This is a genomic window from Ralstonia mojiangensis (genome assembly GCF_023955645.1).
In the GTDB taxonomy this organism is placed as follows: Bacteria; Pseudomonadota; Gammaproteobacteria; order Burkholderiales; family Burkholderiaceae; genus Ralstonia; species Ralstonia mojiangensis.
In genome coordinates this window covers 99,803-115,104 of record NZ_JAMXHU010000004.1, presented here as the reverse complement: position 1 = coordinate 115,104, position 15,302 = coordinate 99,803, and the positions used below count along the sequence as shown (strand labels likewise).

10 protein-coding genes and 1 pseudogene are annotated in these 15,302 nt (G+C 54.5%); 9 read left to right on the top strand and 2 right to left on the bottom strand.

All coding sequences use genetic code 11. From position 1 onward, the window contains the following. Positions 1-85: 85 nt before the first annotated feature. The 5 genes from sctE (at position 86) to NG898_RS17110 (ending at position 6,605) form a co-directional block, all read left to right on the top strand. Entirely contained in the window at positions 86-1,360 is a 1,275-nt protein-coding gene (gene sctE / locus NG898_RS17130; protein WP_252693566.1) for a type III secretion system translocon subunit SseC family protein, read from the top strand. Positions 1,361-1,400: 40 nt separating this feature from the next. Continuing rightward, positions 1,401-2,258: a hypothetical protein gene (locus NG898_RS17125; RefSeq protein WP_252693565.1), complete on the top strand. Its 858-nt coding sequence runs from the start codon at positions 1,401-1,403 to the stop codon at positions 2,256-2,258. Between the two features lie 248 nt (positions 2,259-2,506). Then, positions 2,507-5,713 (top strand): hypothetical protein, encoded by a 3,207-nt coding sequence (locus NG898_RS17120; protein WP_252693564.1) that lies wholly within the window; start codon positions 2,507-2,509, stop codon positions 5,711-5,713. A 71-nt stretch (positions 5,714-5,784) separates the two neighbouring features. After that, positions 5,785-6,024, top strand: coding sequence for an acyl carrier protein (locus NG898_RS17115; protein ID WP_252693563.1), 240 nt, complete (start codon positions 5,785-5,787; stop codon positions 6,022-6,024). Continuing rightward, a complete protein-coding gene (locus NG898_RS17110) occupies positions 6,021-6,605 on the top strand; it encodes a lytic transglycosylase domain-containing protein (protein ID WP_315862500.1) in 585 nt (194 codons plus the stop codon). The genes NG898_RS17115 and NG898_RS17110 overlap by 4 nt, the downstream gene beginning before the upstream one ends. An 804-nt stretch (positions 6,606-7,409) precedes the next feature. Here the strand turns inward: NG898_RS17110 and NG898_RS17105 are convergent. Then, complete coding sequence (locus NG898_RS17105; RefSeq protein ID WP_252693562.1) at positions 7,410-7,898, bottom strand: hypothetical protein; 489 nt, start codon at positions 7,896-7,898, stop codon at positions 7,410-7,412. 281 nt (positions 7,899-8,179) lie between these two features. Here NG898_RS17105 and NG898_RS17100 point away from each other — a divergent pair. Together NG898_RS17100 and NG898_RS17095 are read left to right on the top strand one after the other, a co-directional pair. Next, positions 8,180-8,317 (top strand): annotated as a pseudogene (locus NG898_RS17100) (IS3 family transposase); the annotation flags it as partial. 325 nt (positions 8,318-8,642) lie between these two features. Further along, the gene (locus NG898_RS17095; protein WP_252693561.1) at positions 8,643-12,551 is read left to right on the top strand and encodes a M85 family metallopeptidase; all 3,909 of its coding nucleotides are present in this window, start codon (positions 8,643-8,645) and stop codon (positions 12,549-12,551) included. A 171-nt stretch (positions 12,552-12,722) separates the two neighbouring features. Here NG898_RS17095 and NG898_RS17090 read toward each other — a convergent pair whose 3' ends face one another. Further along, positions 12,723-13,430 carry an integrase core domain-containing protein gene (locus tag NG898_RS17090; protein WP_252693560.1) on the bottom strand — a complete coding sequence of 236 codons (708 nt, stop codon included), beginning with the start codon at positions 13,428-13,430 and terminating at the stop codon, positions 12,723-12,725. 584 nt (positions 13,431-14,014) lie between these two features. On the opposite strand from NG898_RS17090, the gene NG898_RS17085 reads away from it, so the two are divergent. Both NG898_RS17085 and NG898_RS17080 read left to right on the top strand, forming a co-directional pair. After that, on the top strand, positions 14,015-14,533 hold the full coding sequence (locus tag NG898_RS17085) for a hypothetical protein (RefSeq protein ID WP_252693559.1): 519 nt from the start codon (positions 14,015-14,017) through the stop codon (positions 14,531-14,533). A gap of 2 nt (positions 14,534-14,535) precedes the next feature. Further along, positions 14,536-15,090, top strand: coding sequence for a hypothetical protein (locus NG898_RS17080; protein ID WP_252693558.1), 555 nt, complete (start codon positions 14,536-14,538; stop codon positions 15,088-15,090). Positions 15,091-15,302: the final 212 nt, after the last annotated feature.

Sequence of the window (15,302 nt, the reverse complement as noted above, 5' to 3'; positions counted from 1 at the left end):
GGGGCTTCGTGGCGATTCGTTGGTTCTGAGCGAGCCGGATTGCGGCCAAGGCAAGGCGGTCGAGGGAAAGAGGGAGCCTCAACAGATGCGCAAGCCTTTGTTGGGGCAGGTGGCGGCCGAATTGCAGGCCGCCCGAAACAGTCGACCGGCACGGCAGTGGGCGTCCGTCATGCAAGGCGAGAGGCCTGAACTTACCCCGCCGACACTTGAGGCGATGAAGCAAGCAATGTCCTACGAGGACCAGCCCGGAGCGCCACGTAGTGGCCCCGAGTCCATCAATGGGATGCCATTTGGCGATGCTGGCGCAATCGATAAAACCTTGACGGGATCGGTGCGCTGGCGCCTGTTGATGAACCTTCTTGACGAGAAGCTGGGGGCGGCGGCCGCAGAGGAATTGAAATCGGAAACAAAGCGATTCACGGAGACAAAACAGTCGGAGCAAAAATCTCTGCAGAAGAGGTCGGAAGAGCTGCAGGCGAAAGAAGAGGCTGCGCGTAAAGCACAAGAGGTGATGGGTTGTCTCGGCAAGATCGTCGGCGGCGCAATTGCGGTCATCTCTATTGGATCAGCGTTGATCACAGGGGGGGCCAGTGCGGTGCTGGCGGGCATTGCGCTCGGCGTGATCGCGGCAGATGCGATCGTGGAAAAGGCGACCGGAGAGTCGCTGACGGGGCGCCTCCTCAATCCCATCATGGAAAAAGTCTTCTCGCCGATGGCGAAGTTGATCGGTAACGCCATTGCCGATGTACTAAAAAAAATTGGCGTTGACGCGGATATGGCCGACACCATTGGAGCCATCGCGGGGGCGGTGGCTGCTGCCATCGCGATCGTTGCCGCCGCTGTCGTTGCGAAGTCGCTTCCTATTGGAAAGGCGATTCAATCGATGTCTCGGCCACTGATCAAGTCGATGGGCAAGATGATGCCGAAACTGATTTCTGGGGCCGGCAGTAAGTTGGGCAGCGCATTGGCGAGCGGCGCTAGCAAGGTGAGTAGCTCAGTCTCGCAAGCCGCGACGAAACTGGGCGGGAAAGTGGGTATTACCAACGCAAAGGTAGCGGCTTTGCAGGCCTCGCGATTCGCCGTTGTTGCGGGAGGCGTAGACGCTGTGGGCCAGGCGGGCGTCACCGGATGGGTTGGCCTGACGAACTATCAAAATGCGCAAATCGAGGCGGAGATGACGCTCGTGCTTGCTCAGAGCCCAATTATGAATCGGATGCTCGAGACTTCGGTTGAGCACTGGCAGACGACGATGCAGATGCTCGGCAATGTCGCGAATCAGCTCACAGACAGAATCCAATCTGAACAGGAAGTCAGTCTTCGCATCCTCGCCAATACGCGTAAGACAGCACGCGGGCTTTGATTTCCGTTTTTCTACCTTGAACACTTTATTGGGATAACACATGACGACCATTACGCAAAACACAGGTGCTTCACTTGCAGCCGTCGGTATTTCGGCGTCGACCATGGGAGATAGCGAGGCGCGAAAGGCAGCACCGCTTCGTGGTGCGGCGGAATTCGCGCGGTTCGATGAAGGTAAGGCGAAAGCGCTCGGCGTCCCGGAGTTGCGCGAGCCGCATGTGGAGCGTCAGGCGACTGGTGGCGGGCGCGATGTTGAAGACATTATTCGGACACTGCTGGCCGTGAACCTTAAATTGCAGTCCAATGCGCGTGAGCAGATTGGCGCGAATTCAAAGTTGGAACGCACCCATTCGGAGAGCATTGCAAGGACGCAGCGCAGTGCTGGTCTTGCGGAGATGTCCGGTGCAATGTCGCAGTCCTCGATCATGGTCGGCAGCGCGGGAATGTCCGCCCAAAGGGCTTTTAAGGCGACTAGCCTTCAACTCCACGCAGCGAAGGTGAATATGCCGATGGCTGGCCGCGCGGGTGTTTCTGCAGCATCGCCAAATGTCTTGGCAGGCGCAAAGGGCGATTTTGCAAAATATCAGGGGGACCTTATGTCCCGGTACCACGAAGGGAATTTTAAGGCTTCGAAAATGCACACGCAATCCGAGGCCATCAAGGGGGTCGGCGCGGCCGCTACGAAGGTGGCGGAAGGAGGTCAGAGCGTGGCTGTTAGTGGGCATCGGGCGGACCAAGCCGTCGTGCAAGGCGAGGCGTCTATTGCTGCGCGAACGACGGAAGCATCTTTCAAGGACAGCAGTTCGATGGAGGAGTTGAAAAATCGCCTTCTCGCAGTGCGAGATGCGGTGGCACAGTCTCAAGACAACGCATCCGCGCACATCGCCCGAGCGAAGTGAGCATCCTCGCGTTGTCCGCCCGCTTCAGTCTCCAATCGCTCGCCAGCAACGACCCCGTAGCTTTCATCGCCTGAACTAGTATGTCTATCACACCTTCTGCTGGAATCAATCAAATTCGAGGGGTGGTCGCGCCACGCGTGGCGCAGACTGCAGGGAGTCCCACTACCCAACACAGCAGCGTCGGTTTTGCGAAGGCAGTGAGCGCGTCGAGAGGCGCCCCTAGCGGCTCGAGTGTCGGCCGTAAAGCTATGGCAAAGTCGACGTCGATGTCCTGGAATGATCAGAAGAGAGTCGGTGCGTTGTTTCGCGAAGAATTGCTAAGCAAAGCGCTAGACACGGATACGCCCGCCGATCGAGACGGTGCAGACGTGTATGAGCAGCTTCGGTCCCAGAGCAAATCGACGCAAGGCGTCCTGAACGAGAACATTGCCGCCCTTGACAAGAGGGTGCGTCTTTGCGAGGCAGCTGTTTTGGCCGTTCGCACTGCTGCGGTCAAAGCGGGTATGGCTGGGGACGGTAAGACATTGGCTCAAATCGACGCGCTTAAAGGCACTTTGTTCGAAGAGCTGGGCAGTGTTCGGAAAATGATGCAAGCCAAGCCGAACGGGGGCGCTAAGCTACCGCCGGTGTATCTTGAGGCATCGCTCACGTCGAAAAAGCCTAAAGCCGCGCAGGCTTATGAAAAGGCCTCTCGGAAGTTCTTGTCAGGCCTTGAAAGCCTCGTCAACGATATCTCGGCTAAAGCAGGAAAAAGCGGGAGCTGGAAGCTGAACCTGAGCGACATGATGGTCAACCACGTTTTGGCACCGGTTATCGCTAAGGAGATGAAGACCGCGGAGGGCGACGCGTTTAAATACATCATCGCGCAGAGTTTGGATGCGTGCAGGGCGAAATTTGCGCAGTTCGACCCAGCATCCAACGCGCCGCTCACGGATTTTGGTTTTGTCGTTGGGCAGGTATTTGAACTGTTCCTGCCTTCGGAAGAAGCCCTTCAGTCGACTGTTCCCGGTGATGAGCAGGGGGCGTCATTTCTGGGCGGATCTCCGGGGCAAGGCGCTGGCCAAGCCGCTACACCGGGGCTTGGGCCTCGGCCGGGCGCGAACGGAAATTCCAGGCCTGAGGATGCTGGTCGCCCTACCGACGACATCGACGGAACGTTTGGTCCCGGCGTCGGCGAGACATTTGTCGGCCCGACTGCGGACGCTGCACAAACGCCACGCGCGCCGCTCATTGGTACGCTTAACGTCGTTACGGATAACTCGACGCACTGCACTAATCACAATACGACGTACAACATTTCGTTAGGATTCACGACGACAGCGGCAAGCGCCGGGGCAGCTTTGCCGTTTCGTGCAACGGATCTCGCTTGGTCTGAAGCCAGCGTAACCCGTGACTCGACCGAAACCGGCGTGTCGGCACCAAATGCCGAAGTGATTTCGCCGTCTGAGCAGAATCAAGGACACGTCGCTCCGAAACAGTCGAGTTCCGACGCTTCGACGACCCCGACGATGTCCCCCAGCACGAGCCAAAGCAATGCGGCAAGCTCGCCTACGCCTTCCACCGCGAACGCCAGTGCAGCGGCTGCGAAAAAAGCGGGGGAGCCCGCTGGCTCGGCCACCGCTAAAACGCAGTCGGAGCAAGAAGGTGAGCGCTCAACGTTCGGCCGCCTCGGTTCAGGGAACACCACCGAAGCGTCGTCGGACGGCATCGCACCGACGACGGTGTCACCGCGCGCGAACCCCAGCAATGCAGCAAGCTTGCCTTCGCCATCAGCCGTGACCGCTAGTGCTGTGCCTTCGAAAAAAGCGGGGGAACCTGCTAGCTCGGCCAGCGCTAATGCGCAGGTGGAGCAAGACGGTGAGCGCTCAACGTGCGGTAACCTCGGTTCAGGGAACACCGCCGAAGCGTCGTCGGACGGCATCGCCCCGCCGACGGTGTCATCGCGCGCGAACCCCAGCAATGCAGCAAGCTTGCCTTCGCCATCAGCCGTGACCGCTAGTGCTGTGCCTTCGAAAAAAGTGGGGGAGCCTGCCAGCTCCGCCAGCGCCAGTGCGCAAGTGCAGCAAGACGATGAGCGCTCAACCTTCGGTAGCCTGGGTTCAGGGAACACCACCGGAACGTCGTCGGGCAGCATCGCGCCGACGACGATGCGACAGCACGTCGCCCGTCGCGATGCGACGAGCCGCACGGCAACTTCCAATGTTGCCGAGAGCGCTGGCACACTCCCTCGAAATGCTGAAGCGGGTATCGCTGGCACGGGAGGAAGCGCCCGCCGCGTCGAGCAGGCCTCCCTTAACGCCCCCGCTACCATTTCGCTGGCGGAGCAGACGCAGGGAGTATTCACCGCGAAAACATCGACTCCGCATGCTTCGTCGAAGCCGGTGGCAACACAGAATAGCGAGCAAACCGTTGGGAAGAAGTCGGCGACGGCTGCTGTTGCCTCACGTTTATATGATCCAAACGATTTCATTCGCCCCGCGAGTCATACGATCCCTCGCGTGGTCGACGCTAAGACGCAGAATAGGAACGGCGGTGAGGACTTATTAAGTCTCGGACATCGTTCCATGAGCGGCCGCGTGGGGGGATCGCTGCATCACTCTCTGGGCAAGCCTTTGGTTTCCGAGGGCTCCCCTCGTCGTATCGATTGGCGTGCTGACCGTAGTCTCGGTACCCCCATTCGCCATATTCCCCACGCAATCTCCGCCGCTCCGCAAGGTGAGGACGAGGTGGACGTCGCTGAAATGCGCTCGATGGATGACATCGATGCCGGTGACAAGCGTCCGATGCGCTCGGGGAGTGCAGTTGCACCGTCGCGGATGCCGAATGTGTATGACGCTGGTCTGGACAGCGGCGCCGGCGGTGAGTTGGCGAGGGCAACGCGAAAGTCCACAGCAACCGTGGTTAACCGTCATGGCCCTGATGTAGGGCCTTTGGTTGGGGGGGCGAACATGAACCGCTCATCCGGACGTGTTTCGCGCGAAACTTTGCCGCAACCGACAGGTGCGGTGAAAGATGAGCCTAAGGCAGCGTCGGCGCCGCGCGGAGGAGCGTTCGTGTCATCGCAATCCGCCGCGCAGCGTTCTGACGCGAGCGGTAGCGCGCGCAATAAGGTGACCAACGAAGCGAACGGGCCGGAGAATTGGAGACGCATGGCGATGATGCTGTCGAAATCAAGCGGAGCGAACATTCCCAAGAAGCTGACGGCCCAGGAGAGCGAACTTAATGTCCACTTGTTCCCGAAAGAGACCACACAGTCTTCTACTCAGAAGGGGCTCTGGTGGGACACGGATAAATTCGTTACGCCGCAATACGTTGTCGACGACTTTCAGAGCGAACTCGAGTCGCTTCGCGCCGACTCGCCTAATAAGTCTGGTAAGCCCGATAATCGAGAAACGGCGACGGCCGTGACGGAGCCGAATCTGCGTCAAGCCGCGCAAAGGCCGCAAGAGACATGATAGGGGAACACGACTTGCGTTACGGGGCGTCCGCGCAGAGCGCAATCGCCGGGCCCCCCGTGTTTGATCGCGTGAGCGAATTGCTGGTCGTTCACTTTGGACTGACCGGCAAGCCGATCTCGTTTTCGACGAGGCTAGACGAGGATCTTGCCCTCGATTCTCTTGATCTAGTGGACTTCGGAATGGTGTTATCCGACCAATTCCCAGTCGATTTGAGCGCTGAGATGTTGCGGTTGCCATACACGGTGGGCGACCTGGCAAGATTGGTCGCAGCGGCGTTGGCAGATCAGGTGGAAAAGGGCTCCATATGATTCGCCGACTTCGCGCGGCGCTGCTTTTGGCGATGCTCGCCGGTGCTGAAGCAGCGCTCGCAACGCCAAAAGCGCCGGCCGCGAGCGCGAGTGAGCTGCCCCTGCAGTGCTTCGTCGCTGCAGGGCAACGTTATCGCATAGATCCGATGCTCCTATACGCGATAGCGGAGGTCGAATCTAATCTTGTCCCCTCCGCAATAAATCGAAACCGAAATGGAAGCATCGACTACGGCGTGATGCAAATCAATAGTTTGCATCTGTCAAAGTTGAAGTCCGTCGGCATTGACGAGCGTCGATTGCTCGATGAGCCATGTGTCGCCGTCCATGTGGGGGCGTCCATCTTGGCGGAACTGATAAGCCGGCATGGTTATACGTGGGCGGCCGTCGGCGCGTACAACGCTGGCAGCAGCGCGACGCGTGGGGCGGCTCGGCACGCGTACGCAACAAAGGTTTGGGCTAGCTATGCCGCAATGATCTCCGCCCGGGAGAGTGCGACGCAGGGAGCCGTACGTAGCTCTGATCGACGCAAGAAGAAGGGCAACGCAACCATGATACGAAAAGGCCTCAGGGACCGCGCGTAGCCCCTTGAGTCCCGGCTGAACCAGGAGAGTGACAAATGACGACGCTGGAATGGTCTGCGATAAATTATGTCGATGCGCACTGTCTGCCAACCATGAGGGGCTGGCAGCAAACACTCTCACGCGAGACAGATCGCGCAGTGAGCGCTGCGACGTCCGTCTCTGTTGGGCGGCGGAGCGACGTAAGCATCTGCAGTTCAGAAGGCGGCGAAGTCACCGCTCGGTACAATTTCTCAGCGAGCAATTTTCGGGACACGGTGTCATCTCCAACGGAATTTCAATCCAACGCGGCCCTGATTGGAAGAGCTATGTACGCAACGGTCGATTCAACCGAGACGACGGACAATATGATCGTGAAGATGGCGCTAGAGGAAGCAACCATAATCCAACGCCGCTGTTGCATCTTGCTTTGATACTTGAAGAGCGACTGCGCTCTGACTGTCGGACGGAATCGAACGCGCACGCTGATTGAGCACTTCGCCCACGGCAAGCCCAAAGCATTGCTCTGCGCCCTGTTCGCGCTTCCTCGACCGGGCGTGCGATTGACGATTGGATTCAGCTCTACAACTATCGAAGGCCATACCAAGCGTTGAAGGCGAAAACCCGGGTAGAGGCGTCTGCTTTAGCCGCTTCACCTGTGAAGGCTTCGCTGGGTCATTACACCTTAGGGCAACTGGCCGGACCAACTCCGGCGATTGCATCAACCGAGAGCCGGCCAGCTAACTTACGAATGGCGTAATCGAAGGGCTAAGGTCAAAAAGTCTGCAATGCTATTCGCTATATTTTTTTGCAGTGATCTTTGCAAGATCATCTGGTGCCCAATTGCTCGTGAATCGCTTGACCCTCCTGATAGGCACTCAAAATTTGAAGATACACTTCCAGAGAATCTACTCTTCCCTTTAGGATAGATTTCGCTTTGGCGGCGGAAATTCTATTTCCAGGTACCCCAAAAATGTTAGCTGCCTCTTTGCGCTCTTGATTGTATCGACGTTGGAATGCTAGATTTCTTACCACTCCACTTTCCCCTTTGAATGCTCCATTTTTCAATCTGACACGGGTGTCTGGGCCACTCTTTTGAAGTATATTTTTAATTTCCGATAGGCTGGACTTTGCTCTGTCCAAGTCTCTTTCTGTATCTTCAATATCCTTGGCGAAATCGGCGTACTTTCTTTCTGCGCTTTTCACGCTATCTAGATTGGCCATCAGCCCTGGGCGAAATTGTCTTGGTGATGCCATCGTGATTCGCAGACTGTCGAGGCCCCCATAGGGAAGTGTGCCGATCGAATTTGGTGACATGAATACTCCTAAATCTGGAATTAATTGGGGGGAGGTACTGCGTTTGCTGAGAAACCTTCGGAAAAGCAACGTGGAGGAAGTGCCCCAATCGAAGCAAGAAAGCCGCAAGAGAGCATTGCCTTTGAGCGATTGGACAGCGCGCGCCAAAAATGCTCTGCCATATGTTCATTACCTACTTTTCACAATGATGGGAAAAGATGGAAATGCCAGGTGAATTAGACATCATATTTGAGTCGAATACTTGTTGAATTCGCTCATCGTTGAGAGCGATGCCACCATAGATCGGGCGTTTCAAAGTCGGTCGCTTGATGGCAGAGCTTGAACTGATCAGCAAACAACAGGGCAGCCACGCTTACAAGCGGGATACCATCGAGCGCGTGGATATTCCGAATTGTCTGAATAAGTCAACGCAGTGTCCGGGATTGGTTGACCACGGCGAGGATGTCATTGAAAAAAACGTCCGGCACCACAGCGCAGGGTGATCAAAATAAACCTCCCCGTCGCAAATATGGTGTCCTGCACAACGCGTAGGGAATGTCGCGCAAATTTAAAGGAGCTACGGCAGAAGAAACATCCTTTCGGTGCTGAGGCGCTCAAAGTGCTGTCTCCGCACCGGCGGGAGCATATTAGGGTCCGCGGTTTAGGCCGAGGTACGTCGGTTCTTTGTTTTGAATCCCGGACGGATATCTATTGAGCTGGCCCATGAGCGGCCAGAAAATTGGCGTCACCTAACTAAAAAGACATATGGACAGAAACTCCACTTCAACATATTCGATAAGCAACCAGCCTCAGCAAGCAGCGCTAAATCGGTGGGACAGTGTGGAGGATCATTTAAATCAACTTGAAGGTATCGACACATCCAAGGACTCATACTGGCAAGCCCCAGAAAAGCGAACGCTCCTGGCGGGAATAAAAAATGGTCTTAATCTTATAAGCGCTTTCGGGTTGCTTCCATCAAATCGAGACGATCGAAGAGCGCTGGCCAACGATACCGTACAACAGATGCGGGATGGATACATAAAAGAACTACAGATGGATTATCCGCAGGCCGGCGATTTGCCGCTGGAAGAACAGGAATCCATTTATGCACAGGTTATATATGATGGATATGCCAGGGTTGCTGGAAATCCAAATCAAACAGAAGCGTTCTGTGGAGAGTGCAGCGCGATAATGCATAAGGCGATGACTGACGCCGGTGTCCCGCCACACACGCTTCGCATGGTCTCATTTCTTGTTGATACTGATGATGACTCCGATCCGCAAGATGCGCATAGCGTAGTTTTATATTCAACCCATAATATTTCGCAGTTTGATTCTCCAGCGGACACGAATTACAAACCTTTTTGTCTTGATGATATCTGCGCACACATTCTTGACTCAAAGTCAGATACCGTCATTCTCAACCCCTGGGGAACGGACAAGATTATGAGGTTCGACCGCTGCGCAACATCCGGTGATGTTCGCGATCGTCTTGTTGATATGCTTAAAGAAGCGCATATCGAAGGAGACATAAAGATGGTATCTCAGGCAAAAATCACCGCTCTCTTGGACCGGGCGGAGAGTGAATCAACAAGCGGTTCAGATGAAGGCGGTGATACACCAATGAGCACTTCAGATGTTCCGGCTTCATCATGGTTCGGAAACTGGAGCGGTATTTCGTCGTTGCTACCGGAGAGCTTAAATCCCTCCAATCTTTTCCATAGGATAATTAACTCAAGAGCCTCGACGAGTGACCCCCAGGCATCCAATTCAACACTCCCGGCTTTTATGGACGACTTCAGCGATTCGGCAGTTCGAGAAGACGTGAGTGATTTTGAAAATGAAAATGCAGAAAATCGGGATGAATATGCGAGCGTCATCCTGGAAAAAGCAAGATTATTACCGCCTTTGTCGGGTAGCGATATCATAAAAATTAAAGAAGGGATCAAGGAGGCTTGCTTTCAAAGTGCGCCACTTCTCGCTGACCAGCACACTAATGACATGATTAGTCAGACTTTGTGCGATGCACTAGATAAATCAAGCGTTTTCCGCGCACTTGTTGCTTACAGCCGCAATGAAAATGATAGAGCGACGGAGAGGTTGGAGAATATAAAATATAGTAATGAGTATGAAATTGATCTAGCTAACTCTTCATTTTCTGTGGTTGCTGAAGCTAGGGATGGTCAGACTAATATCGGTATAGCTCCTGAACTTGGATCTCAATGGATGTCATCCTGGAAGTTGAGTTTAATACATGAAACCGTGCACCAATTAACTGGCTCCAATGATCCCAGCACCATGGAGTATGGAGTTGAGCATTACGGACCTACTGAATTAATAGCTCGGCAGATCGTCCAGGAGATGAATCTGTATATAGAGGAGTTTGGGGGATACGATGCTGCATCTCGCATACAGCATCAACTTGATCGTGACAAGGGAATTGCCGAGGAGTATTGCTCCCGTCACAACATCTCACGCTCGGAATTTCTCGCGCAGCGTTGGGAGCACGCTCAAACAATAATGCGGCGCCAAAGAGAGTTGGCGGGGCCATCGGAGTGGAGGGCAGAAGTGAGGGCAAAAATTCCAGGTGCCTCACTGGATAGCAACAACCACCTTGCTGAAAAAAGCGTGGCGCCAGAGCAGTCGCTCCTGGAGAGAGGCTCCATTAGTGCTCCGGAGACATCACTTGCAGGAGCGCGGGAGGGGCATGGATTGCCAAGGAATGCGTCAATTATGCCTAGCGAACGCCAACCTAATTCTGCCCCCTCTTTTGAGGAGTGGGACCAGCTCTTGAGTCGCAAAGACTATAACGGCCGTGAATCGTTCAAGAACAGGGATTACATTACTCTGCTCATGAATATGAAGCTTATCGTTGATGGCAAAATAAATGACGAAGGTGCATTGGGGTACTTGAATAAAAGATACAGCAACAATGAAAACGAGGTTCAGTCCCTACTTAGAAGTGCACGTGCTCTATATGGTGAATCTATGGATCTCGCCTATTTGGCAACATTGCAATCATTGCTTAATAGAAATACAACACCATATTTTGCAAATAAGGTTGCTGGAATTCTTCGGCGAAATGATTCAATTATTGAGAAAATGGTGGAGTTTATTAAGATATGGAAATGGGGGGAGGCGCCCGCTTTGCGGGGGTATTATAGAAATTTGAGGTGCCAATTTCCAAGTGAAACATTTGCTCTAGCCTTCAAAAAAATTATAAATACGATCGAGGAGAGGTGCGCGGCGGAGCAGGGGTACGTTCTTGTTGACAAAATAAGAAGTAAAACGTCTCGTTATGAAGAGTTTATGAGAAAAATAAAAAGCCAACCCGCTGGTATATCGCTTGATGCCGACCATTTTCACGCATTTGTGCGAGCGGCGTATACAGAGTTTCTCAAAACCGCAATAAGTGACGAGATGGGCGCATTGATCCGCGTGGCGAAGACGGTCTTATATGGCAGAGGTCTGGTCTTATCTAAAAGTTCGGAAAGCAACCTAACGAGCGAAATCGTTGATTGCATCAAGGAAATTTCGAATAAAGACAAGGCAGTGATTGAGCATGAATTATCTCTAAAGAGAATTGATGCTTACGAGAAATTCAAGTTATCTAACGACGATATTGAGGAGGTAAAAAAAATATGCCAAAGTGAGAAATCCAAAAAAATCATCCGGGATGCAATTGAAAAAGTTAAGGGTCGATGGCGAGCTTATCCGAATGGGCCGATTTCAATTGATGAAAAAAAAGTGATTGAGTTGGCGTGCAAGCAGATTGTTCCAATGGTATTGAAATCCGCGCAGATATTCTTGTCGCAACAGAAATACATTGAATATAGAACAAAAAAACTCGACTATTTGCATTTCCTCGAGAATGCGCCGTCTCTTGTGAAATCGGTTCTTGACGAGATCAGCTATGGAGCAGCGGGGCGTTCTCCAACGAGGACATTGGAGGGGCGTGGGGAGGTGATCGCGACGCCAGTCACGGAGACGGGGCGGGAAGCTACCGAGAGCGAGACTGGAAGAACCACCAAGGACGAGACGAACAAGGAAGCTGCGAAGATCGCCGAAGGGGAAATGAGAAAGGAGGCTACGAAGATCTCGGAAGAAGAAATAAAGAAGTCAGCGGCGAAGATCTCGGAAGAAGAAATGAGGAAGGAAGCTGCGAAGATCGCTGCGAAGATCGCGGAAGAGGAAATGAGGAAGGAGGCTGCGAAGACTGCGGAAGAAGAAATGAGGAAGGCAGCTGCGAAGACTGCGGAAGAAGAAATGAGGAAGGAAGCTGCGAAGGTCGCGGAAGAAGAAATGAGGAAGGAAGCTGCGAGGACAGCGGAAGAGGAAATGAGGAAAGCAGCTGCGAAGACTGCGGAAGAAGAAATGAGGAAGGAAGCTGCGAAGGTCGCCAGGGAAGAAGTGGAGGACAAGCTCCGGTCGTACACGGAGGAGGAAGTAGAAAACATGATGAAAGCTGCACCATCAACTACGGACTTATGGTTGGGCGACTTGGATAAGGTTGACGAGAACCTGACCGAGATAAGACTCGCCGAGTTGTCTCGACCTCCTCAAGGCGGCGTTCAAATCCGAGAAAAGACAAAGCCGCAGCTATTGTCCGAAAAGGGGAGAGAAGGTTGGAAGGGGCCGACTCTCTGGGAGACCAACAAGAGTCCTCAAAGATGACACGATGAAAGAAAACCAGCGATGAGCTGCGGAAGGCTCTGCAACTGGCGGTTGCGGAGCCTTCGGCGAGAGGAGATTGAGTTCGTTGAGTATTCGTCGGGCCCACGCATTGATGATGCTGCGGGCCTCGGAGAACGTATGCCACGCAAGTCGAAAGTCTCGCTGGTGACCTTACCCCTTAGAGCAAACAATTCGTAAGTTAGTGGGCTGGCCGGTTTGCGGTTGATGCAATTGCCGCAGTCGATCCGGCGCCAGTTGCCCTAAGGGGTAATGACCTAGCGAAACCTGGACAGGTGAAGCAGCTAAAGCAAACGCCTCTGCCGGGGCTTTCGTCTTCAGCGGTTGGTGTGGCCGCGGATGGTTGTAGAACTGAATCCAATCGGCAATCGCAAGGGTGGCATGCTGCAGGGTTTCGAAGCGAGGGCGGTGCACGCATTGCTCTTTGAGCGAGCGGAGCACGCGCTCAACCATGCCGTTCTGCTGTGGGCGGTGCGGCGTAATGAACTTCTGGCGCAGGCCATAACTGCGGACCAAGGCTGTGTGGTCGCGGCTGGTAAAAACGAGGCCGTTGTCACTTCGCAGTAGCAACGGCTTCGGCATGCGTCCGAGCGGGCCGCACCAGGCGATCCGCGTATGCTCCAACGCGCTCGACGCCCTGCTGGCGCGGCCGCTGCGCGATAGACGCCAGCCCAGCAACTTCCACGTGTGGCAGTCAATCAGCAGCGCCAGCGTGGCCCAACCGTCACGGCCAGCCCAAACGCGACACATGTCGGTCGGCCAGCGCTCGTTCGGTGCGGTGCCCGCCGACGGCAGTGCGTGAACGCCTGGACGGAAGCCAATCTGTCGTTTGCGAACCTGCCAATTGGCATAGCGAGTCAAGTCACCACAATTTCCCATCACGCCAGGCGTCGCATCCAATCTGCAGCGACAGACGCGGCTTGCCTTCGGACAGGTTCACTCAGTTCTGAACAGGTAGGTCGGAACTTATAGGCATTCGTGATGGTGTGGGCCATCAACCGTGAGCTCGGGCGTTCTCCGTTTTGCGCTGCATGCCGTGCAGCTGGATGCGCTCTGTTGCCGGAGGGGTGGAAACACTCGTTAGTAGCTCTGGCCCTTCCTTGAACATGGGGCGTTCTGGTCTGCCTCAGGCGTTGCTCCTGCGTCTCTGTCCCGCTCGATCAGATTTCGCTGATATCCGAGGAATAGCCGGTTGCGGTCGTGGCTTGTTGCGCGCTACCTCTGCGCTACCTCTGCACCATCCCCGTACCGTCCCATCTCCATTCTGTGCAAGTGACCGTGCGGGCACTCCGCCACGCCGCTATCACGACGCAGGCGGGGCGGCCCGATAGTGCCCAGAGAAAACAAGAATCCTCTGATATGCCCCCGGTGTTGATTTGTTGAAAATTGTGTCAGCAGCGTTCGAGTTCGCTGCATTCGTTGTCATCTATTTTTGAGGAATGTGCATGCATCAATCCATCATTCGCGCCGGTCTGCTGGGCGCTGTTGCAGTTGCAGTGGCCGGCGTGGTGAACGCGGCGCCGGAATCGAAGGAATTCCAGATCAAGTTGCACGCTGAAGTGCCGGTTGTCAGTGCCTTTGACGTTAAGCCGGTGGGCTGGAAACTTGAGGAGCAACAGAACTTTGACTGGGACACAGAGAATAAGAAGTTCCAGCCTAAGGAATTGCAGGTGTATTTGAAGAGTGGCGTGGGCGACGTGCACGTCAAGTTTGCGAACGGGGACGTGCAAAAACTCTCGCATGCAAAGGAGGCGGACGCCTACTACGCGCTGAGCGCAAAGGTCGGCGACAAAGATGTTGGTGCTGACAAGGTCACTGTGCTCACGAAGGACGAAGCCAAGGATGGCAAGCAGGTTGCGCTGGTGATCACGCCCGGCAATGCGAGCGAAAAAATCGCCAACGCACCGCTGGAAGGCCAGTACACGAGCACGCTGCCGCTTGTGTTCGAATCTAACGTTGATTAAAGATGGGAAAAATGAAGAAGTTTATTTTGGCGGTTGCTACGGGGGTATGCGCAATCTCGGCGCATGCTGAAGACCCGAAGCCAATTGATTTCAATGTCCAACTCAAGGGCGAAGTGCCTGCGCAGGAGTTCTTTGAGGTTACACCAATCGAGTGGAAGTCTGGTGATCAGGTCGATCTGGCGATCCCCGAGGACTGGGATTTGAAAAAGCGCCTCAAGACGGCAAAGCTGGAGTGGAATGTACGCAGTTCCCATGGGGCCGTTCGTTTGACCTTGAATACTGAGAAACGAGACGGCTACTACGGACTCATGCCGGATGTTTCGGATGCAAGTGGGGAGCCCCTGAGGTTCTACCCGCACTACGGTAGCGGTTGGATCGGAGGCCAGGGTTCGGATATGGGTCAAGCGGTCACCGTTACATCGGCTGACAAGGCTGCAAGCGGTGCGGTTGCTCATGTACACATCATCGTCGAGGGGCCGTCTAAGGGCAAAGCTATTCCCGGCCATGCCTATGGGGCCACAGCAACCGCTATCTTTGAGACGGGTTTTGAGAGTTGACGCTTTTTCGCCCTATTAAGCGAGGGCGTACGGCGTTATTGCGTTCGGCGCTAATTTATTGGCGCCGAATTTTTATTGACGCTGATATTAAATGCAGAGTGACGAAATCCTGGGGCAGGATCTCACTTTTTATATTTTATAAGATCTGGATATTTCCAACATTCGCTATTGGAGTCGTGCTTCGCCCACGCTGAGTTGGTTTTTCTGGTTTG

Coding starts and splice junctions, on each gene's coding strand:
- NG898_RS17120 (WP_252693564.1), top strand. CDS start 2,507: ATGGCAAAGTCGACGTCGATGTCCTGGAATGATCAGAAGAGAGTCGGT.
- NG898_RS17110 (WP_315862500.1), top strand. CDS start 6,021: ATGATTCGCCGACTTCGCGCGGCGCTGCTTTTGGCGATGCTCGCCGGT.
- NG898_RS17105 (WP_252693562.1), bottom strand. CDS start 7,898: ATGTCACCAAATTCGATCGGCACACTTCCCTATGGGGGCCTCGACAGT.
- NG898_RS17125 (WP_252693565.1), top strand. CDS start 1,401: ATGACGACCATTACGCAAAACACAGGTGCTTCACTTGCAGCCGTCGGT.
- sctE (WP_252693566.1), top strand. CDS start 86: ATGCGCAAGCCTTTGTTGGGGCAGGTGGCGGCCGAATTGCAGGCCGCC.
- NG898_RS17095 (WP_252693561.1), top strand. CDS start 8,643: ATGGACAGAAACTCCACTTCAACATATTCGATAAGCAACCAGCCTCAG.
- NG898_RS17085 (WP_252693559.1), top strand. CDS start 14,015: ATGCATCAATCCATCATTCGCGCCGGTCTGCTGGGCGCTGTTGCAGTT.
- NG898_RS17080 (WP_252693558.1), top strand. CDS start 14,536: ATGGGAAAAATGAAGAAGTTTATTTTGGCGGTTGCTACGGGGGTATGC.